The sequence below is a fragment of the Yeosuana aromativorans genome, from assembly GCF_014646655.1.
In the GTDB taxonomy this organism is placed as follows: domain Bacteria; phylum Bacteroidota; class Bacteroidia; order Flavobacteriales; family Flavobacteriaceae; genus Yeosuana; species Yeosuana aromativorans.
This window is the reverse complement of the sequence record NZ_BMNR01000011.1, coordinates 19,457-46,414: the sequence shown is the minus strand read 5'-3', so window position 1 is coordinate 46,414 and position 26,958 is coordinate 19,457. Positions and strand designations below refer to the sequence as shown.

The 26,958-nt window shown below is 35.2% G+C and carries 27 protein-coding genes; 17 read left to right on the top strand and 10 right to left on the bottom strand.

The window, feature by feature from the left end:
- Positions 1–54: 54 nt before the first annotated feature.
- From IEW94_RS16115 to IEW94_RS16105, 3 genes are read left to right on the top strand one after another with little or no spacing between them, the layout of a single operon-like run.
- Positions 55–2,043 carry a M1 family metallopeptidase gene (locus IEW94_RS16115; RefSeq protein WP_188654983.1) on the top strand — a complete coding sequence of 663 codons (1,989 nt, stop codon included), beginning with the start codon at positions 55–57 and terminating at the stop codon, positions 2,041–2,043.
- Positions 2,040–2,942, top strand: coding sequence for a patatin-like phospholipase family protein (locus tag IEW94_RS16110; protein WP_188654981.1), 903 nt, complete (start codon positions 2,040–2,042; stop codon positions 2,940–2,942). Before IEW94_RS16115 ends, IEW94_RS16110 begins: the two co-directional genes overlap by 4 nt.
- 2 nt (positions 2,943–2,944) lie before the next feature.
- Positions 2,945–3,859: a patatin-like phospholipase family protein gene (locus tag IEW94_RS16105; protein WP_188654979.1), complete on the top strand. Its 915-nt coding sequence runs from the start codon at positions 2,945–2,947 to the stop codon at positions 3,857–3,859.
- Between the two features lie 2 nt (positions 3,860–3,861).
- Here the strand turns inward: IEW94_RS16105 and IEW94_RS16100 are convergent, their stop codons facing one another.
- Entirely contained in the window at positions 3,862–4,383 is a 522-nt protein-coding gene (locus tag IEW94_RS16100) for a DUF7935 family protein (RefSeq protein WP_188654977.1), read from the bottom strand.
- 11 nt (positions 4,384–4,394) lie between these two features.
- Positions 4,395–5,960: an FMN-binding glutamate synthase family protein gene (locus IEW94_RS16095; RefSeq protein ID WP_188654975.1), complete on the bottom strand. Its 1,566-nt coding sequence runs from the start codon at positions 5,958–5,960 to the stop codon at positions 4,395–4,397.
- Between the two features lie 138 nt (positions 5,961–6,098).
- Here IEW94_RS16095 and IEW94_RS16090 point away from each other — a divergent pair, with 138 nt between their 5' ends.
- Positions 6,099–8,429, top strand: coding sequence for an ATP-dependent helicase (locus IEW94_RS16090; protein WP_188654973.1), 2,331 nt, complete (start codon positions 6,099–6,101; stop codon positions 8,427–8,429).
- Positions 8,430–8,433: 4 nt separating this feature from the next.
- On the opposite strand, the gene IEW94_RS16085 is transcribed toward IEW94_RS16090, so the two are convergent.
- A complete protein-coding gene (locus tag IEW94_RS16085) occupies positions 8,434–9,402 on the bottom strand; it encodes an early set domain-containing protein (RefSeq protein WP_188654971.1) in 969 nt (322 codons plus the stop codon).
- Positions 9,399–10,379 (bottom strand): pepsin/retropepsin-like aspartic protease family protein, encoded by a 981-nt coding sequence (locus IEW94_RS16080; RefSeq protein WP_188654970.1) that lies wholly within the window; start codon positions 10,377–10,379, stop codon positions 9,399–9,401. Before IEW94_RS16080 ends, IEW94_RS16085 begins: the two co-directional genes overlap by 4 nt.
- A gap of 141 nt (positions 10,380–10,520) precedes the next feature.
- Between IEW94_RS16080 and IEW94_RS16075 the strand changes: the two genes are divergently transcribed.
- The gene (locus tag IEW94_RS16075) at positions 10,521–11,141 is read left to right on the top strand and encodes an L-threonylcarbamoyladenylate synthase (protein WP_188654968.1); all 621 of its coding nucleotides are present in this window, start codon (positions 10,521–10,523) and stop codon (positions 11,139–11,141) included.
- Between the two features lie 69 nt (positions 11,142–11,210).
- Here the strand turns inward: IEW94_RS16075 and IEW94_RS16070 are convergent, their stop codons facing one another.
- The 3 genes from IEW94_RS16070 to IEW94_RS16060 all read right to left on the bottom strand — a co-directional run bounded on the left by IEW94_RS16070 (position 11,211) and on the right by IEW94_RS16060 (position 13,577).
- Complete coding sequence (locus IEW94_RS16070) at positions 11,211–12,050, bottom strand: OmpA/MotB family protein (RefSeq protein WP_188654967.1); 840 nt, start codon at positions 12,048–12,050, stop codon at positions 11,211–11,213.
- Between the two features lie 94 nt (positions 12,051–12,144).
- Entirely contained in the window at positions 12,145–13,134 is a 990-nt protein-coding gene (locus IEW94_RS16065) for a glycosyltransferase family 2 protein (protein WP_188654964.1), read from the bottom strand.
- Positions 13,131–13,577, bottom strand: a complete 447-nt coding sequence (locus IEW94_RS16060) for a type I restriction enzyme HsdR N-terminal domain-containing protein (protein ID WP_188654962.1) — start codon at positions 13,575–13,577, stop codon at positions 13,131–13,133. The genes IEW94_RS16065 and IEW94_RS16060 overlap by 4 nt, the downstream gene beginning before the upstream one ends.
- Before the next feature lie 104 nt (positions 13,578–13,681).
- On the opposite strand from IEW94_RS16060, the gene holA reads away from it, so the two are divergent.
- Entirely contained in the window at positions 13,682–14,686 is a 1,005-nt protein-coding gene (gene holA, locus IEW94_RS16055) for a DNA polymerase III subunit delta (RefSeq protein ID WP_188654960.1), read from the top strand.
- A 3-nt stretch (positions 14,687–14,689) separates the two neighbouring features.
- Here the strand turns inward: holA and IEW94_RS16050 are convergent, their stop codons facing one another.
- Positions 14,690–16,183 carry a YfcC family protein gene (locus tag IEW94_RS16050; RefSeq protein WP_188654958.1) on the bottom strand — a complete coding sequence of 498 codons (1,494 nt, stop codon included), beginning with the start codon at positions 16,181–16,183 and terminating at the stop codon, positions 14,690–14,692.
- A gap of 64 nt (positions 16,184–16,247) precedes the next feature.
- On the opposite strand from IEW94_RS16050, the gene IEW94_RS16045 reads away from it, so the two are divergent.
- Positions 16,248–16,913 carry a uracil-DNA glycosylase gene (locus tag IEW94_RS16045; protein WP_188654956.1) on the top strand — a complete coding sequence of 222 codons (666 nt, stop codon included), beginning with the start codon at positions 16,248–16,250 and terminating at the stop codon, positions 16,911–16,913.
- Here the strand turns inward: IEW94_RS16045 and IEW94_RS16040 are convergent.
- Positions 16,867–17,043, bottom strand: a complete 177-nt coding sequence (locus tag IEW94_RS16040) for a hypothetical protein (RefSeq protein ID WP_188654954.1) — start codon at positions 17,041–17,043, stop codon at positions 16,867–16,869. The two genes, IEW94_RS16045 and IEW94_RS16040, sit on opposite strands and share 47 nt — an antisense overlap.
- Before the next feature lie 370 nt (positions 17,044–17,413).
- Between IEW94_RS16040 and IEW94_RS16035 the strand changes: the two genes are divergently transcribed.
- The 6 genes from IEW94_RS16035 to IEW94_RS16010 are packed head-to-tail and all read left to right on the top strand — an operon-like array spanning position 17,414 to position 23,031.
- Positions 17,414–18,253: a 1,4-dihydroxy-2-naphthoyl-CoA synthase gene (locus IEW94_RS16035; protein WP_188654952.1), complete on the top strand. Its 840-nt coding sequence runs from the start codon at positions 17,414–17,416 to the stop codon at positions 18,251–18,253.
- Positions 18,253–19,155, top strand: a complete 903-nt coding sequence (gene menA, locus IEW94_RS16030; protein WP_229669559.1) for a 1,4-dihydroxy-2-naphthoate octaprenyltransferase — start codon at positions 18,253–18,255, stop codon at positions 19,153–19,155. The genes IEW94_RS16035 and menA overlap by 1 nt, the downstream gene beginning before the upstream one ends.
- Positions 19,156–19,198: 43 nt before the next feature.
- Positions 19,199–19,876: a metal-dependent hydrolase gene (locus IEW94_RS16025; protein WP_188654948.1), complete on the top strand. Its 678-nt coding sequence runs from the start codon at positions 19,199–19,201 to the stop codon at positions 19,874–19,876.
- 60 nt (positions 19,877–19,936) lie between these two features.
- Entirely contained in the window at positions 19,937–20,974 is a 1,038-nt protein-coding gene (locus IEW94_RS16020) for an o-succinylbenzoate synthase (protein WP_188654946.1), read from the top strand.
- Positions 20,975–20,976: 2 nt separating this feature from the next.
- On the top strand, positions 20,977–21,918 hold the full coding sequence (locus IEW94_RS16015) for a CPBP family intramembrane glutamic endopeptidase (RefSeq protein ID WP_188654944.1): 942 nt from the start codon (positions 20,977–20,979) through the stop codon (positions 21,916–21,918).
- Between the two features lie 27 nt (positions 21,919–21,945).
- Positions 21,946–23,031, top strand: coding sequence for an AMP-binding protein (locus IEW94_RS16010; RefSeq protein WP_188654942.1), 1,086 nt, complete (start codon positions 21,946–21,948; stop codon positions 23,029–23,031).
- On the opposite strand, the gene IEW94_RS16005 is transcribed toward IEW94_RS16010, so the two are convergent.
- Complete coding sequence (locus IEW94_RS16005; protein WP_188654940.1) at positions 23,028–24,656, bottom strand: acyl-CoA carboxylase subunit beta; 1,629 nt, start codon at positions 24,654–24,656, stop codon at positions 23,028–23,030. The two genes, IEW94_RS16010 and IEW94_RS16005, sit on opposite strands and share 4 nt — an antisense overlap.
- A 150-nt stretch (positions 24,657–24,806) precedes the next feature.
- Here IEW94_RS16005 and IEW94_RS16000 point away from each other — a divergent pair, with 150 nt between their 5' ends.
- The 4 genes from IEW94_RS16000 to IEW94_RS15985 are packed head-to-tail and all read left to right on the top strand — an operon-like array spanning position 24,807 to position 26,817.
- On the top strand, positions 24,807–25,337 hold the full coding sequence (locus tag IEW94_RS16000) for an NADPH-dependent FMN reductase (protein ID WP_188654938.1): 531 nt from the start codon (positions 24,807–24,809) through the stop codon (positions 25,335–25,337).
- A gap of 2 nt (positions 25,338–25,339) precedes the next feature.
- Positions 25,340–25,621: a GNAT family N-acetyltransferase gene (locus IEW94_RS15995; RefSeq protein ID WP_188654936.1), complete on the top strand. Its 282-nt coding sequence runs from the start codon at positions 25,340–25,342 to the stop codon at positions 25,619–25,621.
- Between the two features lie 9 nt (positions 25,622–25,630).
- The gene (locus IEW94_RS15990; protein ID WP_188654934.1) at positions 25,631–26,068 is read left to right on the top strand and encodes a MarR family winged helix-turn-helix transcriptional regulator; all 438 of its coding nucleotides are present in this window, start codon (positions 25,631–25,633) and stop codon (positions 26,066–26,068) included.
- A 26-nt stretch (positions 26,069–26,094) separates the two neighbouring features.
- Complete coding sequence (locus IEW94_RS15985; protein WP_188654932.1) at positions 26,095–26,817, top strand: pirin family protein; 723 nt, start codon at positions 26,095–26,097, stop codon at positions 26,815–26,817.
- The last annotated feature ends 141 nt before the right edge of the window (positions 26,818–26,958 follow it).

Sequence of the window (26,958 nt, the reverse complement as noted above, 5' to 3'; positions counted from 1 at the left end):
CACTAATAACAAGTATAATTATTAATTTGGCTCAAGCTTTGTTATATTTAAACCATGAAATTTTGGCCCATTTTTATATCGCTATTTATTAATATTCCTGTGTTTTCCCAACAGACTAGCAGTGTCGATTTTAAAACAGCCCAAGTCAATATCAGTATCCAACCCAATCAAAAGGTGGTTTCTGGTCAAGTAAACTATTTGTTTGATATTTTAAAACCTACAGATTCCATTTTTGTTGATGCCCAAAACATGGCCTTTAAAAAAGTGAGGTTTAACAACGATTTTGTGCATTGGTCCAACGATGGTAAAAAGCTCTGGATCATCAACAAATTTAAACCTTCAAAAAATAATCAATTAGCATTTGAATATGAAGCGCATCCAAAAAAAGCCCTATATTTTATTGATTGGGAAGATCCTTCGGCAAGCTCAGGACAGGTCTGGACCCAAGGACAAGGAAAATATACCAGTAATTGGCTGCCCAGTTTTGATGATATGAATGAAAAAGTGGAGTTTGATTTAAATATTACGTTTGATAAAAGTTATGAAGTTATTGCCAACGGAAAACTAATCAATAAACAAATAAACGACTCCACAACAATCTGGCATTATGATATGAAAGAACCTATGGCCAGTTATCTGGTAGCCTTGGCCATTGGTAAGTACAGTGTTAAAACAGAATTCTCTAAAAGTGGTGTTCCAATAGAACTGTATTATTACCCCAAAGATTCCAATAAAGTTGAACCAACCTATCGTTACACCAAACAGATATTTGACTTTTTTGAAGATGAAATTGGTGTGCCGTATCCTTGGCAGAACTATAAGGAAGTGCCTGTGAAAAATTTTTTATATGCGGGCATGGAAAATACCAGCACCACGATTTTTTCGGATGCTTTTGTAGTGGATTCTGTCGCGTTTAATGACAAGAACTTTGTCAATGTAAATGCCCATGAGCTAGCACATCAATGGTTTGGGGATTTGGTAACAGAAGTTTCGGGTACCCACCACTGGCTGCAAGAGGGTTTTGCTACTTATTATGCCTTATTGGCAGAACGGCAGGTTTTTGGTGATCATTACTATTATTGGCGGTTGTATGAGTATGCCCAAGAATTATTGCAACAAGACCAAGCTAATCAAGGGTCTGCCTTGCTGGATCCTAAAGCAAGTAGTTCTACGTTTTATAAACGCGGTGCATGGGCCTTGCATGCATTGAGGGAACAAGTAGGTGATGAAGCTTTTAAAACAGCTATAAAGAGCTATCTGGAGCAACATCAATTTAGAAATGTGGAAACCAAGGATTTCATAAGAACTGTTGAAAAGGCAAGTGGAAAAGATTTAAGCAACTTTGTGTTGATTTGGTTAGAAAGCAAGACCTTTCCTTTTGATGAGGCTTTAAAAAGCCTTAAGAAGTCAACTTTTATTCAGGAGTATTTGATGACAGACTGCGAAGTAACAACTTCAAGGTGCAAGGATTATTTAACTTCAGGCATTTCAGATGAAGCCAAGATAAAAGTTATTGAACAAGCGCCTGAATTGGTTACTGTTGATGCTTTTGATAACAGCTTAAAAGTGCGTCAAGCGATTGCTAAATACGTTGTTAAGATTCCGTTGGAATTAAAAGTAAAATACGAGTCGCTTTTGCAAGATAATTCATATCTTACTATAGAATCTGCCTTATTCAATTTGTGGAAAAATTTTCCGGAAAATCAAAATCGATATTTAAAGGAAACTAAGGGGATTCATGGGTTTAATGATAAAAACATACGCATGCTTTGGTTGGTATTGGCCTTAAACACACCTGATTTTGAACCAAACAAGAATCAAACTTACTTTGAGGAATTGCGTGGGTATACAAATGCTAACTATGGTTTTGAAATACGTCAAAATGCGTTTCAGTATTTAGATCTGTTGCAAGCTTGTGATGCCGTTTGCCAAGACAATTTAAAACAGGCAACTACAAGTCCTATTTGGCAATTCTCAAAATTCGCAAAAGGGATGTTGGAGGATATTGACAAAGCAAAGCCAGTAACAAAACCAAGACAATGAATGCGTTAGTGATTTCTGGTGGTGGTAGCAAAGGCGCCTTTGCAGGTGGCGTGGCACAATATCTTATTCAAGAACTAAATCGTGATTACCATTTGTTCTTAGGTACGTCAACAGGTAGTTTGTTAGTGTCTCATTTGGCCCTTAATAAGATTGATAAGATAAAATCGGTTTATACCAATGTCAACAATGAAAGCATTTTTAATGTGTGTCCGTTTACAATTAAACAAAAGCATGGCACACAAAATATTGGCATTAATCACATCAACGTACTTTTAAATTTTTTACGAGGCAGTAAGACCTTCGGCGAAAGCCAAAACTTAAAAAAACTCATTAAGAACACGCTAACTGAAGCTGAGTTTTTATTTTTAAAGCATTCGTCAAAAGATATCGTGGTAACTGTATCCAATTTGTCATTAAACCAAGTGGAATTTAAAAGCTTAAAGGAATTCAGTTATGAAGAATTTGTAGACTGGGTCTGGATTTCCTGTAATTACACGCCTTTTATGACCTTGGTTAAAAAGAGTGGTTGTGAATATGCTGACGGCGGTTTGGGTAACATGGTGCCAATAGAAGAGGCCATAAACAGAGGTGCTACAGAGGTTGATGCTATTATCTTGCAAACAGAGGTAACCCAGTATAATAGAATGCCCTCAAGAAATGCCTTTTCATTGCTAACCAATATGTTTGGTTTTATGCTGGACCGGATAGAATCGCAAAACATTAAAATTGGCAAATATGTTGCAACCCATAACAACGCCGTTATCAATTTTTACTATGCACCAACCGTTTTAACAACCAATTCATTGATTTTTGATAAAGAAAAAATGACCGATTGGTGGCAACGTGGTTATCAATTTGCAAAATATAAAAACCAAGAAGTAAGTCCGTTGGAAAATTAATTATGAGGGCATTAGTAGTATCAGGAGGTGGCAGTAAAGGGGCATTTGCAGGTGGTGTGGCGCAATATCTTATGGATGAAAAAGGGCATCAGTATGATATGTTTTTAGGAACGTCTACTGGAAGCTTATTGATACCACATTTGGCTGTTAACAACATCCCGAAGGTGTATGACATTTTCACCAATGTCAACCAAAGCACCATTTTTAGTATCAATCCGTTTATTCAACGTAGAAAAGGGGAGAGGGAATATGTATCTATCAACTTTTTCAATTCCATGCTTCAGTTTATAAAAATGAAACGAACATTTGGAGAAAGTAAGGCGTTGCGGAGAAATATCTTCAAGAATTTTACAAAAGAAGAATATGATTTGATACGTCAAACCAAAGAGGACGTTATTGTGACCGTTTCAAACTTATCAAAAAACAGGGTAGAGTATAAGTCCATTAAAGAGTTTGATTATGAGGAATTTTGTGATTGGATATGGATTTCATGCAATTATATTCCGTTTATGTCTCTAGCAACCAGGAACGGGTTTGAGTATGCAGATGGTGGCTTAGGGTGCGTTATTCCCATACGTGAGGCTATTTTAAGAGGAGCAACTGAAGTAGACGCTATTGTTTTGGAAAGTGAAAATTTAGAATACAACAAAGTGCTTGGTAAAAATCCGTTTTCACTGATGATTAATTTGTTTAGCCATTTGCTGGACCAGGTAGAAAAGAGCGATATAGCCATAGGCAAGTTGGCAGCTGCCCATAGAAACGCGAAGCTGAATTTATATTACACACCTACACAGTTAACAGAAAATTCATTGATTTTCAGTAAACGCTTAATGGTTAAATGGTGGCAACAAGGATTTGATTATGCCAAAGCCAGAAATCAAAACGGACTTGAAATGAATGAATTGAAAGAGCGATAAACTTACCAAAGATCACTTACTTCATCTTTAATAAATGATAAAGCGGCATCACTAGGTGGTCGCCTTTCCATCATTTCGGTTAAAATGACCTCGCGTAATTTGTTTGCGGTATCAGTTTTCTCTAACAAGCTAGCCTTTCTAATCAGTTGAATAGTGGCATTTTTTGCAGCTGTAATAATGCTCCAACATTTGTCACTAATATAGATTTGTTGAGATAAATTGTGTTCAAATTCTTGTTCAATACTTTGTATAAGTAAAGATTCATAATCACCTTTATTTGAAGATGTTGGAGATACTCTAATCAGTAATTTTGAAGGTGTAATGCGTTCTAAAAAAATCGCCATGCGTTCATAGGCTTGTAAGCGAAGTGGCATGGCATTGACCTGCAAATCTTTTTTTAATAAAAAACGTCTTCGTCCATCTTCGTTTTTGGTATGAATCTTAAAAAATGAGTATGCAATAATTCCTGTAATGAGTGATGGAATGGTATATAAAAATAGATCAAAAATTTTTTCAACTTCCATAAAGAAGAACTTTAATTATTATTGTAACTGCCTCCCAAATATACACAATCTTTTAAATCCTGCATACCAGAAAAAGCAACTTTGGTTTTGTGGTACATATAGGTTCTGTTTAATGTTTTTGATATATTATGGTCATCCACATTTATCTCAATATCGCTCATTTTAAATTGGCAGGGATGTTCATATCCTGCCGCATGAGTAATCTCAATAAATTCTTTTTTGAAGGTTCTGAAATATTGAGCCAATCGTTCTGATTTTAAGGTGGGGTCTATACCATTTTGTAGCCATTTGCTTTGGGTGGCCACACCACTTGGACACCGATTGGTGTGACATCTTTGCGCTTGGATACAGCCAATGCTCATCATAGCTTCTCTGGCTACATTAATACTATCGGCTCCCATGGCAAAAGCCATGGCTGCTTTGGCTGGAAATCCTAGTCTTCCACTAGCAATGAAAACCAGATGCTCTGTAAGGTCATATTTTTGAAAAACTTTGTATAAGTCGCTAAAACCGTAAACCCATGGTAACGAAACGTGATCTGCAAAACTTGGTGGTGCTGCTCCAGTACCACCTTCGCCACCATCAACCGTAATAAAATCAGGTCCTTTCCCGGTTTTATGCATTAAATCTGCCAATTCTTCCCATTGATCCAATTTTCCTATGGCCGCTTTGATACCTACTGGTAAACCTGTTTTTTCAGCAATGTCTTCTATCAAATCCACCATTTCCTTTACGTTGGAAAAAGCAGTATGGCCAGGAGGCGAAATGACATCCTTACCTATTTCCACATTACGTATTTCAGCTATTTCCTTTGTTATTTTGGCTGCAGGAAGCACACCACCTTTTCCGGGTTTAGCACCCTGGGAGAGTTTGATTTCAATAGCTCTGATAAACGGATTCTCTTGAGTTAATGTTACCAGTTTGTCCATTGAAAAATGACCATCTTTATCACGTACTCCAAAATAAGCGGTTCCCACTTGAAAAATAACATCACCACCATGCCTGTGATAAGGGGACAGGCCACCTTCACCGGTATTGTGATACGCATCGGCTATCTTAACACCTTTGTTCAATGATTCAACGGCTTTAGCAGATAGCGACCCAAAACTCATTGCTGAAATATTGATAACAGATGCAGGTCTAAATGGTTTTTTGCGTTTATGATAAGTGCCAATTACCTTGGCACAAGGCAAAAAGGATTGGTCTTTGCTGTTAGGGTGATCACTATCAATCTTAAACGGCATCATGGCGTTATTGACAAAAATATGCTGATTGGCATAAATATCACGGTCGGTTCCAAAACCCTCATAATTATTTACGTGTTTGGAAGAGGCATAAACCCAGCTTCGCTCAATACGATTGAATGGTAATTCCTCTCTATTATTGGCAACCAAATATTGTCTTAGTTCGGGGCCAATTTTCTCAAGCATATAGCGTAAATGCCCAACAATAGGGAAGTTATGGCTAATAGTATGTTTTCTTTGAATAAAAATATCACGGATGGCAATAAGGACTAACACAATTATAATCCAAAGCCACCAAGAGATATTGGATAAAAAATTTAATATTGTTTCCATAAAAAATGTAATTGTACCGTAAAGGTATTTAAAATAAAAAGAAAGCTAAAAGAATCATGATTGTTTATAATTATTCATAAATCTACTTAGTTAAAAGCCCAACAATAGTTATTTTCACAACGTAAAATTATAAGACCTTTGGAGAAGTATTTAAGTCAGTTAAATGAAGCGCAATTAGAGCCTACTTTGCAAAAAGATGGCCCCATGATTATTATTGCTGGTGCAGGTTCTGGAAAGACGCGTGTGCTTACATATCGTATTGCCTATTTGATGAGTCAAGGTGTTGATGCCTTTAATATATTGGCATTGACCTTTACTAATAAGGCGGCTCGGGAAATGAAAGAACGTATTGCAACCATAGTCGGTAATACAGAGGCAAAAAATTTATGGATGGGAACCTTCCACTCGGTTTTTGCTAAAATTTTGCGTAGTGAAGCCGATAAATTGGGATATCCTAGTAATTTCACTATTTATGACACACAAGATTCCGATCGCTTGATAGCTTCCATAATCAAGGAAATGAATCTTGATAAGGATGTTTATAAATACAAGCAGGTACGGTCCAGGATTTCATCCTATAAGAATAGCTTGATTACAGTAAGGGCTTATTTTCAAAATCCGGAATTGATTGAAGCAGATACCATGGCAAGACGCCCTAAATTAGGGGATATTTACAGGGAATATGTGGACCGCTGTTTTAAGGCGGGTGTCATGGATTTTGATGATTTGCTGTTGAAGACCAATGAACTGTTGACACGTTTTCCAGAAGTCTTGATGAAATACCAAAACCGGTTTAAATACATTCTCGTTGATGAGTACCAAGATACCAACCACTCACAGTATTTAATTGTGAGGGCATTGTCTGATAAGTTTCAAAATATATGTGTGGTGGGTGATGATGCCCAAAGTATTTATGCCTTTCGGGGAGCCAACATCAATAATATTTTAAATTTTCAAAAGGATTATGATGATGTAAAAGTGTTCAGGTTAGAACAGAATTATCGGTCAACCAAAAACATTGTGAATGCGGCCAATTCCATCATTGATAAAAACCAAACTAAGCTTGATAAAGTGGTTTGGACAGCCAATGACGAAGGTAATAAGATTATTGTTAATAGGTCGTTGACCGATGGTGATGAAGGTCGTTATGTAGCCAGTACCATTTGGGACAATAAAATGAACCATCGCTTAAAGAACAGTGATTTTGCGGTGCTGTATCGTACCAATGCACAATCGCGTGCCATTGAAGATGCATTGAGAAAACGAGACATTCCTTACCGAATTTATGGAGGGCTCTCTTTTTATCAGCGAAAGGAAATCAAGGACGTGCTGTCTTATTTGCGGTTGATTATCAATCCTGCAGATGAGGAAGCCTTAAAACGCATCATTAACTTTCCACCAAGGGGTATTGGCCAAACAACTATTGATAAATTGATTGTAGCCGCTAACGGATATAAGAAATCTATTTTTGAGGTCATGAAAAACATTGACAAGACCGAAGTCAATGTGAATTCAGGAACTAAAACAAAACTCAAGGATTTTGTGACGTTGATTGAGAGCTATCAGGTATTAAACCAAACAGCTGATGTTTTTGAACTAGCTGAACATGTTACCAGAACCAGTGGGTTGATACGTGAGTTCAATAAAGATGGAACGCCTGAGGGGGTTACCCGAATGGAAAACATCGAGGAACTCTTAAATGGTATGAAGGATTTTGTGGAAGGCCAAAAGGAGCTGGCCGATACCACGGGATCTTTGGCTGAGTTTTTAGAAGACGTTGCCTTGGCTACTGATTTGGATGCTGACAAAGGTGATTCGGACCATGTGGCGTTGATGACCATTCATTTGGCAAAAGGACTGGAATTCCCGTATGTGTATATTGTCGGGTTGGAAGAAGATTTGTTTCCAAGCGCCATGAGCATGAATACCAGAAGTGAATTAGAAGAGGAACGCCGTCTGTTTTATGTGGCCTTGACTAGGGCAGAAAAGCAAGCCTATTTAACCTACGCTTTGTCCAGATACCGCTGGGGAAAACTGATTGATTCTGAACCCAGTAGGTTTATAGAAGAAATTGACGAGCAATACTTGGAAAATACCACGCCTATTGAAGAACGTCGGTTTAATCCCATGCTTGATGCCGACATATTTGGCGATATAGAACCCAATACAATCAGATTTAAACCGGCAAAACAGCCTATATTAAAAAAAGGCAGCACCAAATCTGAACCTGAAAAATTTCAAGTAACTACACCCAAAAACCTAAAGCCAGTTTCAAAAGCAAACGGAAACACCAACTTGTTTGATAGTAAATTGGTAGTTGGCAATTTAGTTAAACACATTCGTTTTGGCAATGGCAAAGTCCTTAAAATTGAAGATGCTGGAGCGGATACCAAAGCTGAAATAGATTTTGAAAATGGAGGCGTAAAGAAACTGTTATTACGTTTTGCTAAGTTGGAGATAATAGGGTAGTACACTATTTGACCATGCAAACCGAGTTGATATGGCCATCGTCGTCATATTCTTTCACGGTATTGTTAGGATCCACAATCCATTGACCATCTACAATGAATTTGTAATGGTATTTTCCACCAGACAACGGAATGACATATTTCCAGCCATAATCTGTTTTTTGCATTTTATATTCATGTTCATTCCACCCATTAAAACTACCGGCAAGAACAACTTCTTTGGCATTGGTGTAACCTCTTAACTTAAACGTGGTATATTCCTTAATGTCTATATGTGAGTTGTATTCACCAAACTCATTGACTACTTTGTCCATATTGTCTGGGTCTTCCATCCAATGGCCATCTACAATAAACCGGTACTGGTATTCATCCGGTTTTAATTGAAGCGTGAGTTCCCAACCGTCGGCTGTCTTATTCATTTCAAAAAGATGTTCGTTCCATCTGTTAAAGGAGCCAGAAAGAATGACCTTTTTGGCGTCTGTATGACCTTTTAATTTAAATGTGGCATTGCCGTTTTTATCTGGATAGGCTGTAAATAGTTTTAAATTATAGGTGTGGTAATTGTCGCCGTATTTTGATCTGGCGGGGGTAATGTTGGGATCATGTTTTGAAGGTTCGGCCCAAAAGCTATTATTAATGACAAATTTGAATTCCCAAGAAAACTCATCAGTGAAATCGATTAGTTTTTTTCTCAGCTCATAGACATTTTCATTGATTTTGTTCATTTGCCATTTATCTCTTGACCAATCATTAAATTGGCCAGAAACCACAACACTTTCTATGTCCAGATCATCAAAATCACGTTTGTAACCTAAAGCATCTTCGGTTACGTTTTGATAATCACGTTTATCAAAAGTGAACACTACGTCTTCACCTTCAATTCTATAACCCTTAAGTGCGTCGTTTTGAGCAAAAGAAATGAGGCTTGCTAACGCAAACACAATATTGATAATATGTAAAGTAAGTTGTTTCAATGTGTTGTTTTTGGATAATCTATAAAATATATTTTTTCTTTTTGATAATTTATAATAGTTCGTTTTTGTTTAAAAAATTCAAACCCTAAAATACCGTCCAAATTGGTTCCAAAAGCCTCGTTCATATTGCTTAGGTTTGTTAAAACCGTGTACATGGGACCAAAATAAACTGAGTTGCTTAGTTTTACACTATACAATTTTCCTGCCAAAACCTCAATTTTTTTATTTCCGGCACCAGATAACAACAAGCGTCTTTTGGGCACAAAATATTTCAAGGCCTTTTTATTGATGCTTTTATTAATTTGATTAAACTCAGCACCGCTATCCAATCCAAATTTAAGGTTTTGTTTGTTAATAGTGCCATATAAAATGATGGTATGGTTTTTTAGTTTGAAATCGATGCTATCTACAATTTTTTCCAAATAGACTTTTTTATTGAGTTTATTACCATATTGGTCAACTTTAGTAAGTGTTATTTGATTTAAATAAAAGTCTATAAAAACCTCATAGTCTTTTAAAATACTATAACCAATAATTCCCAAAAGGTTCATGTGTTTGCTATTTTCAATATGCGATAAATCAATCACATCAGCATCAGTATTGTAAAGTTTGACATTTTGTAATGTGAATTCTTTTAGTCTTTTCTCGTGAATAGTCTCAATTTCAGAAACAATACCCGATGTTTCTTCACTTTTCATTTGAAACGGATGTGCATCAGGAAAATGAACTTTATTAAGAATCAGCGCTTCAGATCCCGTATCGATGATGAAGTTCCCTTTTTTATCTAAAAGTTGCGCTTCAACCACGATTAAATGATCAATTAATTTAAATGGAATTCTGGTAGTATTGCTATTGACAATTTCAGCTTTAGGAAATGTGATGGAATTAGTAATAGAATTAATTGGCTTATTCCTAGCAGACAATGATTGCTGTAAGCATATAAAGAAAATCAAAGTGTATGAAAGTAATTTTGCCATACTTAAAAGACTATTGTATCGAAAAAATGTTACACGATTTTTAAAATATCCAAATTGGTTTGACAACTGTTTGAAAGCCCAACAGTGTTTAGCTGAAAAAAAATGCTTACTTTGTAATCAAATATGGTGAGGTAACAAGCTATGGCCGAATTTATTAGAATTTATGAAGAAAACCCGAATCCAAAAGAAATTGGAAAGGTTGTTGATGTTCTAAAAAAAGGCGGACTGATTATCTATCCAACTGATACGGTATATGGTTTAGGATGTGATATTACAAACATCAAAGCGCTTGAACGCGTGGCCAGAATTAAAGGTGTTAAACTTGAAAAATCCAATTTTTCGTTTGTTTGCCACGATTTGAGTAATTTAAGCGATTATGTTAAGCAGATAGATACTTCAACGTTTAAAATTTTAAAACGCGCATTGCCTGGTCCTTATACGTTTATACTTCCTGGTGCTAAAACCCTGCCAAATCCATTTAAACAAAAAAAAACGGTTGGTATTCGTGTGCCCAATAACAACATTGCGTTAGAGATTGTAAAACATCTAGGAAACCCAATTATTTCTACCTCTATTAGGGACGAGGATGAAATTTTGGAATATACAACCGACCCCGAACTTATTTTGGAAAAATGGGACCATTTGGTTGATTTGGTGATTGATGGAGGGTATGGCGACAATGAGCCTTCAACCGTTATTGACTTGTCTGAAGACATTCCTTTGATTGTAAGAGAGGGAAAAGGAAGTCTAGAGATATTTTAGCTTTTAAAAACTTCATTAAAAAAGCCCAATCGAAAGATTGGGCTTAATATAAAATCATTTTCTTTTTTCTTAGTTGGTTCCTGTAGAAAGATTTTTCATTTCTTTTTCAACCATATCATAGAATTGATCAATTTTTGGCATAACCACAATACGCGTACGTCTGTTTCTTGCTCTATTTTCAGCAGTATCATTATCAACTAATGGAACATAATCTGCACGACCAGCTGCGATTAACTGTTTTGGATTTACACCAAGACCTTGTAAAACCCTAACAACAGAAGTTGCACGTTTAACACTTAAGTCCCAGTTATCTAAAAGCACACCACTTTGGTAAGGTACATTATCAGTATGTCCTTCAACCATACATTCAAAATCTGGCTTGCTATTGACTACTTTAGCAACTTTGGCAAGTACTTCTTTTGCTCTACTGGTTACATTGTAGCTTCCGCTTTGGAACAATAATTTATCAGCAATGGAAATGAAAACTACACCTTTTTCAACGTTTATTTCAATATCTGGATCGTTAATTCCAACTTCACGTTTTAAACTAGTTACAATAGCTAATGTTACACTATCTTTTTTGGTTAAAGCATCTTGCAAACGAGTGATTTTAAGATCTTTTTCTTTGATGCTTTCTAAAGTCTTTTCAACATTTGAAGCGCCTTTGGCAGATAAAACCTGTAAGTTGTCATTGCTTTTTCTCAAGTCAGCAACTTGCTCCTCTAAAGCTTGTGCTCTAGCAGCAGAAGCCGCTTTGTCGGCTAAACAGCTATTCAATTTTACTGTTGCAGTATTTAATAAATCTTGGGTTTCTTTTTGTTTGGCTTCAAGTGCTGCGTATTCTTTTTTAGACACACATGAACTAAGAATCAACATAGAAGTTAAAGTAAATAAAAAAAGTTTCTTCATAATTATTTAAGGATTAATTTTTCTGGTTCAACAACCACAAAAGTATATAAAAATCAGCTGTTTTTAACATTTTAACAAAACTTTTACTAACTATTTATAAACTTTTGTAATGTTTAAAATTATATACGTAATAATTGAGAACAATAGATGTTTTTTTATAATATTTTTGTTTGTTTTTAAAGGCTTTTCGTTGTTTTACCAAAACCTCAAAGTTTCTGTAAAAATTTAGATGGGCATGAATGATTGCTATAATATGTCTGAATTTTAATTCCAACAAGAATTTAATTCCTGCAACGCCATCTAGAAGAAGTCTTACCAGGATTAAAACAAACAAGTTGCCTTTGGCATTTTTGGTCAAAGTGTACAAGCTATTTCTAAAATTCAAGTATGTTTTTTTCGGGTTCAAATTACTAAGCGTGGCACCTCCAACATGAAACACCTCAGATTGTCCAATATACATAACATTGTATCCCTGGTTTTTGGCACGCCAACATAGGTCAATTTCTTCCATATGGGCAAAAAAGCTTTCATCAAATCCGTTTAGCTCATTAAATATTGAATTTCTGATAAACAAGCAGGCGCCTGAAGCCCAAAAAATATCAGCTACGTCATTGTATTGGCCAGTGTCTTTTTCAATGGTATTGAAAATTCGTCCACGACAATACGGATATCCAAACTTATCAATAAAGCCACCGGCAGCACCAGCATACTCAAAATAATCTTTCCGGTTGTAATCTAATAGTTTTGGTTGTATGATAGCCGTTTTAGGGTTGGTTTTAAACGTTTCAATGATAGGCAGCAACCAATTTTTAGTCACTTCCACATCGTTATTAAGCAAACAGAAAATATCTTCGCTTAAATTTTTTAGAGCATCATTATATCCTTTGGCATAACCACCATTCACTTTGTTTTGAATGATTTTTACCGATGGAAAATGAATTTTAATAAAAGCAATCGAATCATCTGTAGACGCATTGTCGGCAACATAAATTGTGGCTTCTTTTGAGTGTTCTACAACAGAAGGCAGAAATTGTTCCAGCAGTTTCTTACCATTCCAATTCAATATAACGACGGCTAACTTCATACTTGATAATCAGGAATATCTTTTAAAAATCGATATTTTTTGTTTTTAAAATCCATTTGGCAATAATAATGATTTAATCCATTGGTAATCATTAAAAAGGTTGCGTTTAGTGCCATGTTATATTGTGCAATTTGGTCGAATGTGTTTTGGTCGATTGTTACGGATGGCGATTTGCATTCTACAATCAAGTGGATATTTCCATTAGGGTTAAAAACCACAATGTCATATCGCTTCTTCAGTGTGTTGACAATCAATTCCTTTTCAACATTTATCAATGATTTAGGATACTTTTTTACGTCAATCAGGTAATGGATGCAATGTTGTCTTACCCATTCTTCAGGTTGCAGTATCATAAATCTTTTGCGTATCACATCGAAAATAGAAATTTTATTTTCGCTATTTTTGAATCGAAACGAAAACTGTGGAAAGTTGAGCTGTTGCAACGCCTTGGTTTTAATTGTTTCAAAGTTAAACCACAATATTTAAATACCAAACTGAAGTATTCTTTTTTGGAATTTTGAATGTTATAATTTGAAATTTTTACATTTTGGATGAAGTTAAACAATTAGTAACCGATATACAAAACGGACAGATAAAACCCATTTATTTTTTGATGGGCGAGGAGCCTTACTATATTGACAGGATTTCTGATTTTATTGAGGACAATGTGCTTTCTGAAGATGAAAAGGGATTTAACCAAATTGTTTTGTACGGACGTGATATTACCATTGATGATATTGTGGAAAATGCCAAGCGTTATCCCATGATGTCTGAGCGTCAGGTAGTCATTGTTAAAGAAGCACAAGATTTATCAAGAAGTATTGAAAAACTGGAATCCTACGCAAACAACCCACAACTGTCAACCGTTTTGGTTCTCAACTACAAGTATAAAAAATTAGACAAGCGTAAAGCTTTGTACAAAGCCATAAATAAAATTGGTGTTGTTTACGAAAGTAAAAAACTGTATGAAAACCAGGTAGCCGAATGGATTAGAAGGGTTTTATCTTCAAAAAACTATACCATTTCACCAAAAGCCGCGCAAATGTTGGTAGAGTTTTTAGGGACTGATTTGAGTAAAATCAATAACGAGCTTGAAAAGCTTCAGATAATCTTACCAAAAGGTTCTGAAATCACCCCTTTGAACATAGAGGAAAATATAGGAATTAGTAAAGACTTCAATAATTTTGAACTTAGAAAGGCAATTGGAGAGCGCAATATTGTAAAGGCCCATCAAATTATAAATTATTTTGCTGAAAACCCCAAGGATAATCCAATGGTGGTTACTGTAGCTTTGTTGTTTAATTTTTTCACACAACTATTGCAGTTTCATGGATTGGCCGACAAATCGCCACGGCATGTAGCTTCAGCTTTAAAAATCAATCCTTATTTTGTAAACGAATATATTGCTGCAGCAAGAAATTTTCCCATGAAAAAAGTAAGCGCTGTGATTTCAACATTAAGGGAATTTGATGTAAAAAGTAAGGGTGTTGGATCCAACAATGTGCCACAAGGTGATCTACTTAAAGAATTAATTGCTAGGATTTTAGCGTGATTTTTAAATGTATACTGAAATTGTTAATGCAATCATGGTAAAAATCAGTAATATCATAACGAGTGGCATTACAAATTTCAGCCATTTATCATAGCCAACTTTTACAATCGCTAAGGATGCTAAAATCAAACCTGTCGGACTGATAAAGGCAAACAGCCCCATACCATAATTGTAAGCGTTTACAATAGCTTCGCGCCCAATTCCTACACCGTCAGCTAATGGTGACATTATTGGCATAGTGAGCACCGCCATTCCTGACGATGAGGGAATGAAAAAAGACAAACCACCATATATATACAGCATGGCATTGATAAACAATCCTTTGTTCATCCCGTTTGTCATATTGCTGGCATAATATAACATGGTATCACTTATCAAACCATCGTTCATTAAAACGGTGATTCCTCTTGCTATGCCTATGATAAGTGCAACTCCCAATAAATCGCTAGCACCTTTAACAAAAGTATCCACAAAAACGGATTCTTTGATTCTTCCAATGATACCTATTATTATAGAGCCAACCAGAAATACCGAGGTCATTTCATTAAACCTCCAACCCAATAGAGCTACACCGTAAACCATAATCACAAAACTTATTGAAAACAGAAAAATAATCAACCGTAAGCGCCCTGTTAGCTTAATGGTTGAATGTGTGGTATTGCCAAAGTGATTTTCAATTTCCTCTTTTTGGCTGAAGATTATGGATTTTGACGGGTCTTTTTTTACACGTTTGGCATAAAACAGAATATACAAGACGCATATAAGTGTCCCCAAAGTGAACATAATTATTCTACCGACCAAGCCTGATGTCCAATTTATGCCAGCTGCATCCGATGCTATAATAACACTAAAAGGATTGATTGTAGAGCACATGGTCCCTATAGATGATCCAATATATATAGAAGCTAAAGCTACCATGGCATCATATTTGGCCGCAAGAAAAATAGGAATTAAAATAGGGTAAAAAGCGATGGTTTCCTCGGCTAAACCAAAGGTAGTTCCACCAACGGCAACTAAAAAAGTTACAGCAATTATCAAAATAAATTCCCGCCCCTTTAAAGCCTTTGCCATCCAAGCAATGCCGGCATCAAAAGCACCTGTAAGGTTCATAATCCCTATCAATCCACCAATAACCAAAACCAGAAAAATGATATCGGCAGCTTCAATGATACCTTTTATGGGAGATTTTATAAAAGCAATGACACCTTGCGGTTTGGGATCTAGTTTTTTATAGGTTCCAGGTATGTTTATGGGTTTCCAAATATCACCACTGGTGAATTTTTCCAAAGGAATTTTAATATTTAAACTGTTTAAGGTTTCTTGCGTGGCAGGAAGTGGTATTGTTTTCTCTAATCCATTTCTAGTAAAAATATTTTCAGCTGAATTATAGGATAGAGTATCATATTTACCGGAGGGAACAATCCAAGTAAGCAGGGCAACAAAGGCAGCTATGATGAGTAAAATCGTTTGAGCTGTTGGAAACTTGTGTTTTTTCAATCGTTTTCTGTTTTTATAAGAATAAAGATAGTATTATTTTAGAATAATTTTTATTTATTTGGGCATGGACGTAAAGATACATGATAGTTGGAAACAACTATTGCAAGAAGAATTTGATAAGCCTTATTTTAAAAATTTGGTAAGTTTTGTCAAAGACGAATATTCAAGATATCAATGCTTTCCGCCAGGAAATCAAATTTTTAATGCTTTTGAACATTGCCATTTTGAGGATGTTAAAGTGGTGATAATTGGACAAGATCCATACCATGATTTAGGGCAAGCCCATGGTCTTTGCTTTTCAGTCAATGATGGTGTTAAACATCCACCGTCGCTAATAAATATTTTTAAGGAAATAGAAAATGATTTAGGTATTCCGTACCCTAAAAGCGGTAATCTTACACGTTGGGCAGACCAGGGTGTATTGCTCCTGAACGCTACATTAACGGTTAGAGCCCATCAAGCGGGAAGCCATCAAAGAAAAGGATGGGAAGTGTTTACCGATGCGGTTATTAAAACAATAAGTGACAATAAAAAAGGTGTTATTTTTATGCTTTGGGGAAGTTATGCAAAACAAAAAATAAAATTAATAGACACAAAAAAACACATGTTTTTGAAAAGCGGCCATCCGTCTCCATTAAGTGCAAACAGAGGATTATGGTTTGGAAATAAGCACTTTAGTAAGGCTAACTTCCTGTTGGAGCAAGCTCTTGAGGCTCCGATACAATGGTGATTCTCTCTGAAAGCACAACGGGTCGTTTGTTTTCTTTTTGCTTTCTGGTTGTTTTGTTGCAGCTAAATTTCAATAACAAAAAATTAATGGCAATTAACACAGAAATAGAGATAGTAATTGTATAAATCATAGATTCGGGTTTAAATAGCTAGTGCAAATATAGATGAATTAATCGATTAAAGCCTTGTTTTGACGATAAAACAACATTAATTTCATGTGAAATTTACATTATTAAGAATTTTTTCAAGTTAAAAATAGATATATGTAAATATAATACTTTAAATATTCATAAAAAATACGCAGTACTACGTATTTTTTATGAATATTATTTATTGGAATGGCATTTTTGATACTTATTCTTCAATAAAGCAATTAAAAATTATATCATTTTATAGAATTCGTTGAGCTTTTCCTAAAAAACATGAAGCTATTTTATTAACTTTTAAAATGAAAATGAGGGTGTTTCTAAAATAAAATATATTTTTGAACAAATTATGGAAATGGAAGAAATAAAATGGGAAGTAGCCAAAGAATATGAGGACATTACTTATAAAAAGTGTAATGGTGTAGCCAGAATTGCTTTTAATAGACCCAATGTCCGTAACGCTTTTAGACCAAAAACCACCAGTGAATTATATGATGCATTTTATAATGCCAATGAAGATGTCAACATAGGCGTTGTATTATTGTCTGCTGAAGGACCTTCAACTAAAGATGGTGTATATTCATTCTGCAGTGGTGGCGACCAAAAAGCAAGAGGGCATCAAGGTTATGTTGGTGAAGATGGATACCATCGTTTAAATATTCTTGAAGTTCAGCGTTTAATAAGATTCATGCCTAAAGCAGTAATAGCAGTGGTTCCAGGATGGGCAGTTGGCGGTGGACATAGTCTACATGTAGTTTGTGATTTAACCTTAGCGAGTAAAGAACATGCTATTTTTAAACAAACGGATGCTGATGTAACCAGTTTTGATGGAGGATATGGTTCGGCTTATTTGGCCAAAATGGTTGGTCAAAAAAAAGCAAGGGAAATTTTCTTTTTAGGCAGAAATTATACAGCACAAGAAGCTTTTGATATGGGAATGGTCAATGCGGTTGTGCCACATGATGAATTGGAAGCCACGGCTTATGAATGGGCTCAAGAAATATTGGCAAAGTCACCTACATCTATCAAGATGCTTAAATTTGCAATGAATTTAACCGACGATGGTATGGTGGGGCAACAAGTTTTTGCAGGCGAAGCTACACGGTTGGCTTATATGACCGACGAAGCCAAAGAAGGGAGAAATGCTTTTCTTGAAAAGCGCAAGCCCAACTTTGAAAAAAAATGGATTCCTTAATGAAAAATATTTCTCTTTGGATTTCAGCAATGCGTTTACGCACATTGCCTTTATCAATATCTGGAATCATATTAGCGTCTTGTTTAGCTGAATATAATGGGTTTTTTAATTGGAAGATATTCACTTTGTCCATATTGACAACCTTAAGTTTTCAAATATTATCAAACCTAGCCAATGATTACGGTGATGGCATGAAGGGTACGGATAATTTAGATAGAATTGGCCCAGAGCGGGCGATACAAAGTGGTAAAATCACTCCAGAAAGTATGTTCAATGCCATAAAAATAAGTGTTCTTATATCTATTTTTTTGGCTACCATGCTAATTTTTGTTTCGTTTAGGGCCCAACACTTTTTCCTCGCATTGATGTTCTTTGTGCTTGGTATGGCCAGTGTTGCTGCTGCCATGCAGTACACCATTGGAAAAAATGCTTATGGATACAAAGGCTATGGTGATTTATTTGTGTTTGTCTTTTTTGGATTAGTGAGTGTCATTGGGTGTTATGTTCTTTATTCAAAACAAATAGACCATGTTGTTTTTTTACCGGCTATCACTATCGGACTTTTAAGCACAGCTGTTCTTAACCTGAACAATATGCGTGATATTGAATCTGACAAAAAAGCACAAAAATTCACTTTGGCCGTCAAACTAGGGAGAAATAACGCAAAGAAATATCATGATTTTCTAATTGGTTCAGCTATTTTAATATCGGGATTGTTTGGTATTTTATATTACACGTCTCCGTTTAATTTAATTTTTATGGTGGCATATATTCCTTTAATTTTACACCTTTTAAGGGTAAATAAGATTAAAGAATTACACTTATTGGACCCAGAATTAAAAAAATTGGCGCTTACAACATTTCTTTTGGCTATTCTTATGGGAATAGGTCATTTATTATAGAATTTTTGTAATTTTCTTTTTTGAATAATTAAAATCTTACACAATGAAAATTTCATTTTATGGTCACGCTTCATTAGGTATTAAAGTAGGTGATGTAAACATATTGGTAGATCCTTTTATTTCAGCTAATCCAAAGGCTTCTCAAATTGATATAGAAACCCTAAAAGCAGATTATATCTTGTTGACACATGCACATCAGGATCATATTTTAGATGCAGAATTTATTGCTAAACGTACCAATGCGATAATTGTCTCAAATTTTGAAATTGTATCCCATTACGAAAAATTAGGAATTGAAGGTCATCCCATGAATCATGGCGGTCAATGGGATTTTGAATTTGGTAATGTAAAATATGTCAACGCCATACATACATCATCATTTCCTGACGGATCGTATGGTGGACAGCCGGGAGGGTTTGTAATTGAAGGCGAGCATAAAAATATTTATATAGCAGGTGATACAGCGTTAACAATGGATATGAAACTCATCCCAATGCAAACTAAGTTGGACTTGGCTATTTTGCCCATAGGTGATAACTTTACAATGGGTATTGATGATGCCATTATTGCCAGTGATTTTGTAAAATGTGATAAAGTTTTGGGCTGTCATTATGATACCTTTGGCTATATTGAAATAGACCATGAAGAAGCCAAGCGAAAGTTTTACGAAAAAGATAAAGATTTAATGTTATTGGAAATAGGTGAAAGCATTGAATTATAAATTGATGTTTAAACAGAAAAACGTATCAAAAGTCCAAAATCATTTAAGTATTTTTGGCTTGTGAAAACTGCTACTTACCAAAAACACATCCTACAATTTAAACAGCCAAGTGGAACATCACGAGGAGTTTTAAAGACCAAGGAAACCTGGTTTTTAATAATCAATGCCAATGGTAAACAGGGCATAGGTGAATGTGGTATGTTTAAAGGACTGTCTGTTGATGATAGACCCAATTTTGAAGAGAAACTACAATGGGTATGTGATAATATAAATCTTGATTCAGCTATTTTATTTCATGAGTTGACAGAATTTCCAAGTATTCAATTTGGTTTGGAAATGGCTTTACAATCGTTGCAAGCTGAAGATCCATTTAAATTATTTCCTTCAGAATTTACCCATGGGAAAAAGTCCATTCCTATAAACGGTCTTATTTGGATGGGGACAGAAGCTTTTATGCGACAACAAATAAGAGACAAAATTGAAGCAGGATTTACATGCATCAAAATGAAAATTGGTGCCATAGATTTTCAAACGGAAATAGAACTTTTAAAATCCATACGAAACGAGTTTTCGTCAAACGATATTGAATTACGTGTTGATGCCAATGGTGCCTTTTCACCAACTGAGGCTTTGGATAAACTTAACATATTAGCTGAACTTGACTTGCACTCTATTGAGCAACCAATTAAACAAGGTCTAATAGAAGACATGACCAGACTATGTTCTGAAACACCTTTACCTATTGCCTTGGACGAGGAACTGATAGGTGTTTTTTCAAACGAAATAAAAAAGGAATTACTTGAAATAATCAAACCACAATACATCATATTAAAACCTACTTTAGTGGGCGGTTTTAAAGCAAGTGATGACTGGATTGACATTGCCGAAAACAATAATATTGGATGGTGGATAACTAGCGCGCTAGAAAGTAATGTGGGTCTAAACGCTATAGCGCAATATACCTATACCAAACAGAGTGACTTACCACAGGGTCTGGGAACAGGAAGTTTGTTTACTAATAACATTGAGTCGCCGTTAGAAGTTAAAAATGGTGCACTTTATTATAATAACTTAAATAGTTGGAATTTTAACTTATAAATATGTATATCTCTCAGGCTTTTAATGCATTGCACGAATGGTGGCGTTATTTAATTGGTTTGTTACTAATAGTAATTGCCGTTATAATTGGCCAAATACCATTTACGGCTGCTGTTTTTTTGCAGGCTTATAAAAATGGCGATAGTATATTTGGCTTGGATGAACATAAAATGATGACTCTTTTAGAGCCCAACCTAAATTTGTTTTTAATGCTTTTAACATATGCTGTTGGGTTACTTGGGTTATTTTTGGTTGTTAAATACCTGCACAATCAATCGTTAATACAGTTGACAACCTCAAGAAAAAAAATAGATTGGAATCGATTTTGGTTTATTTTTATCTTATGGGGAATTGTTTCTAGCAGCTTTGTACTGATTGATTACTTTATGTCCCCAGAAAGTTACGTTGTAAACTTCCATTGGCAACCTTTTTTGATATTATGCGTCATTGCCATTGTGTTAGTACCGCTTCAAACCAGTTTTGAAGAATATCTGTTTCGGGGTTATTTGATGCAGGGTATTGGCGTTACTTTAAAAAATAAATGGATTCCATTGCTGATCACATCATTTACTTTTGGTTTGCTGCACATTGCCAATCCAGAAGTTGACAAACTAGGAAATGTTATATTGATTTATTACATAGGAACTGGCTTGTTTCTTGGTATCATGACTTTGATGGATGAAGGCTTGGAGCTTTCGCTGGGTTTTCATGCCGCTAATAATCTCTTTACGGCTTTATTGGTAACAGCAGACTGGACGGCCTTTCAAACCAACTCTATTTTAAAGGACACATCAGATCCTACAATGGCTGGTTTTACTGATATATTTATGCCCGTCTTTATAGTATTTCCAATAATTCTGTTAATTTTGGCTAAGAAATACAATTGGACCAACTGGACAGAAAAACTGTTTGGTAAGGTTCAAGAACCTCAAATAGAGAATTAAAAAAACTTTTAAAAAATATACGGAAACGTGATACCAACTTATAATAAAGTACACTTAAAGTTTAAGCTTAATGGCGTAAACTATGATCAAGAACACATCAGGGAGATTGCCTACAGTTTTGTAAAAGAAGGATTGCCTTATGAGGAAGCCATTGGTGATTTTCTGTTGGATTGGCTGGATAACAAAACCTTTATCAAAGTAAAATCAACCGGAACAACTGGTAAACCTAAACAAGTGAAAATTGACAAGCAGGTCATGGTGAACTCCTCTATTTTCACCGGAAACTTTTTTAATTTAAAACCTGGTGACAAAGCCCTTCATTGCTTGCCAGCCAACTTTATTGCTGGTAAAATGATGTTGGTAAGGGCCATGATTTTAGGTTTGGAATTAGATTTAACAGAACCTACTTCAAAACCGGTATTTGATACTAACAAACAATATGACTTTGCAGCCATGTTGCCAATTCAACTTCAAAATACGCTGGAAGAAGTTCGTAATTTTAAAAATATTATTATAGGAAGCGTCAAGGCTTCAAATAAATTAATAGAAGATTTGCAAGATCTTCCAGTTCATGTTTTTGAGACCTTCGGGATGACTGAAACCGCCACCCATATTGCATTAAGACCTTTGAACAATTTTGAAAATGGTCAAAAAATGACTGCTTTGGGTAAGTCAATTTTTAAAACCTTACCAGATATTTCCATATCTCAAGATGATAGGGGTTGTTTGGTTGTAGAGTCTGGTCATTTATCAAAAACCCCAATAGTCACTAATGATTTGGTAAAACTTTATTCTGAAGATGAATTTGAATGGTTGGGTAGGTTTGACAATGTAATAAACTCAGGAGGGGTCAAAATATTTCCTGAAACAATTGAAGAAAAATTACAAGGCAAAATAAAGCAACGTTTTTTTATTGCTTCGGAAAAAGATGAAACGTTTGGGGAAAAAATCATTTTGATTTTAGAAGGCGATATAGATACTATTGACAAATCCGTATTTAAAGTTCTGGATAAATATGAAAAACCGAAGAAAATTTACTGTACCAAAAAATTTGATATCATTTCAGACAAAATTCAACGTAAGAAAATATTAAACAAGTTGGCAATCGTTTAAACTTGTAAAACACCCATATTAAATGGTTTTTCAATAGGAGCGTGGTTTGCAGCTTCTATGCCCATGCTAATCCATTTTCTGGTATCCAACGGATCTATGATGGCATCGGTCCAAATTCGTGCAGCCGCATAATACGGTGATACTTGGGCATCGTATCGGTCTTTTATTTTATTAAAAAGAGCCTCTTCTTTTTCTTTGGTAATGGTTTCACCTTTTTTCTTTAATGAAGCGGTTTCAATCTGTAGTAAGACTTTTGCTGCGGAATTTCCGCTCATCACGGCCAGTTCGGTACTAGGCCAAGCCACAATAAGTCTGGGATCATAGGCTTTGCCACACATAGCATAATTGCCCGCACCATAACTGTTTCCAATAATGACAGTAAATTTAGGAACCACCGAATTACTCACGGCATTTACCATTTTAGCACCATCTTTAATGATGCCACCGTGTTCACTTTTGCTACCAACCATAAAACCCGTAACATCTTGTAAAAATACTAACGGAATTTTCTTTTGATTACAATTGGCTATAAACCGTGTGGCTTTATCGGCACTATCATTATAAATAACGCCACCAAACTGCATTTCACCTTGTTTGGTTTTGACCAATTTACGCTGATTGGCAACAATCCCAACAGCCCAACCATCAATTCTGGCATAGCATGTAATGATCGTTTTTCCATAGCCTGCTTTATATTCGTCATATTCAGAATCATCAACCAATCGTTTTATGACATCATACATATCATATTGGTCGGTTCTTGATTTTGGTATAATGCCATATAATTCTTCAGGATTTTCTTTAGGTTTTACAGGTTGTGATCGATTAAAACCAGCTTTATCATAATCTCCAATTTTGTCAATAATATTTTTAATGGTGTTAAGCGCATCCTTATCGTTTTTAGCCTTATAATCCGTTACTCCCGAAATTTCGCAATGTGTTGTAGCGCCGCCCAAAGTTTCATTGTCAATGGTTTCGCCAATGGCGGCTTTTACCAAATAACTTCCGGCCAAAAATATACTGCCGGTTTTGTCAACTATTAAGGCTTCATCGCTCATGATTGGTAAATACGCACCACCAGCCACACAGCTACCCATAACGGCAGCAATTTGGGTGATGCCCAAACTGCTCATGATAGCATTATTTCTAAAAATACGACCAAAATGTTCCTTGTCCGGAAAAATGTCATCTTGCAATGGCAAATAGACACCGGCACTATCAACCAAATAGATAATGGGTAATTTATTTTCAATAGCAATTTCCTGGGCTCTTAAATTCTTTTTGGCCGTAATAGGAAACCAAGCACCAGCTTTTACGGTGGCATCATTGGCAACAACAATACACTGTTTGCCTTTAATATATCCAATTTTAACAACAACACCCGCTGAAGGACATCCACCATGGTCAGGATACATGTCCTCCCCAGCAAAAGCTGCAATTTCTATGGATTTTGAATTGGCATCCAATAAATAATCAATACGTTCATGAGCAGTCATCTTGCCTTTGGCGTGATGTTTTTCAATGCTAGCTTTTCCACCCCCAAGATGCACTTTGGCAAGTCGTTTGGTCAATTCAGATACTAAAAGTTTATTGTGGTCCTCGTTTTTATTGAAGTTGATATCCATGTGCCTTAAGTTTGACGCTAATGTACAAAACATTCAAAAAAAGTTTCAAACTATGTTTATTAAATATTAAATAATATTACATGGAAATAGTTTCCTTGGAAAATAAATTTTTTATTCATACATTTGTTTAAGAATTAAAATATAAATTGCATGAAACATATTATTGCATTTGCAGGAAGCAACAGCAAACATTCAATAAACAAACAATTAGTGACCTACGTATCGGGTTTGACTAAGGATTGTCAGGTTGAGATGTTGGATTTAAATGATTATGAATTACCAATTTATGGAATTGATTATGAAAATGAAGTTGGAATTCCAGATAACGCTCATAAGTTTTTAAATAAATTGAAATCGTCAGATGGTATAATAATATCATTAGCAGAGCACAACGGGGCCTATTCAACAGCTTTTAAGAATATTTTTGACTGGATGTCAAGAATTGAAAGCAAACTTTTTTTTGATAAACCAATGCTGTTAATGGCAACATCGCCCGGAGGTAGAGGAGGACAATCGGTATTAGCCATTGCAAGAGACAGATTTCCGCGCCATGATGCTAACATTGTGGAAGTGTTTTCGTTGCCTTTTTTTGAAAATAATTTTGCTGATGGAAAAATTATCAATGAAGAATTAGACGAGCAATTAAAAAATTCAATTGAACAATTTCAAAAAGCATTATAAATATGGAAATTCAACAAGAAGAAATTGGGAGAAAAGGCAAATTTTTTGCAGTGCATGCTGGCGTGGAGGAAGCGGTCATGACCTACGTTTATGCAGGAAATAACATAATTATCGACCATACTGAGGTTCATGATATTTTTAAAGGTCAAGGCATAGGATATAAACTTGTGGATGCAGCTGTAAAGTTTGCTAGGGAAAACAACATAAAAATTAAGCCGCTTTGTCCTTTTGCCAATGCGGTCTTTAAAAAGAAAGCTCAAGAATACGCTGATGTGTTATTTTAAACTGCAATTATGGGAGATTTATCAAAAGACATTAATTCAACTTTTGCCAATAACAGGATTAAGGCATTGTTAAATATTTTATACACTGCTAGTTGGATTTCTGGTTGCCAAAACGAATTTTTTAAACCTTTTGGCATTTCACCACAACAGTATAATATTTTGAGGATTTTAAACGGTGCCAAAGAACCTTTGAATGTACAAGTAATCAAGGATAGAATGATTGAACGTTCTCCAAATGCCACAAGACTCATGGATAAGTTGTGTGCCAAGGCATATATTGAGCGTTTGCCATGTGAACATGATAGGCGTGTTGTTAAAATTGCAATCACTCAAAAAGGAAAGGAGCTTTTAAATGCCATACCAAATAATTTTAACAAAGATTTATTGAAGAATTTAACCGAAGTTGAAGCAGAGCAATTAAGTAATCTGCTAGATAAAATGAGATAATAATTTAAGGAAAGGAAATTAAAAAAATGAAAACAATAGTTCATAAAGCCGATAGTAGAGGGTTTGCAAATCATGGTTGGTTACAAGCAAACCATTCGTTTAGTTTTGCAGGATATTATAATCCTGAAAAAGTGCATTTTGGTGCTCTTCGAGTTTTGAATGACGATGTTATTGCACCTAAAATGGGATTTGGAACCCATCCACATGATAATATGGAAATTATTACTATTCCATTAAAAGGTGTTTTAAAGCACAGAGATTCCATGCACAATGCGTGGCAATCGGTGGTACCGGGAGAAGTACAGGTAATGTCCGCAGGAACAGGGTTGCAGCATTCTGAAATCAATGGGTCTAACGATGAGCATTTGGGATTGTTTCAAATTTGGATTATCCCCAATAAGCAGCAGGTTGCTCCACGTTATGACCAAAAAGTATTTGAAGAAAGCGAGCGAAAAAACAAACTTCAAACATTGGTCACATCAATTGATGAAAACCATGAAGGTAGTTTGAAAATCCATCAAGATGCTATCATTTCAAGAATAGACTTGGATAAAGGAAAAGCATTTCAATATCAATTGAAAAGTGCACAACATGGCGTATATGTTATGACAATTTATGGCGCTGTAAACTTGTCTGATAATGTGTTGGAAACCCGTGATGCTATTGGTGTTTCAGAAACCGATTCTTTTGAAATACATGCTGAGGAAGATTCCAGTTTATTGTTTATAGAAGTTCCCATGGAATTCTAGGATAACAATTTTTATATGAAAAAGCATCTTTTAAAAGATGTTTTTTTTATGATTTTGTAAGTCATAATCAATTTTAAGTTCATATAAACGATTATTTGTACTATTTAAAGTAAATTTTTCATTGCCTTTTAATGTTTGGAT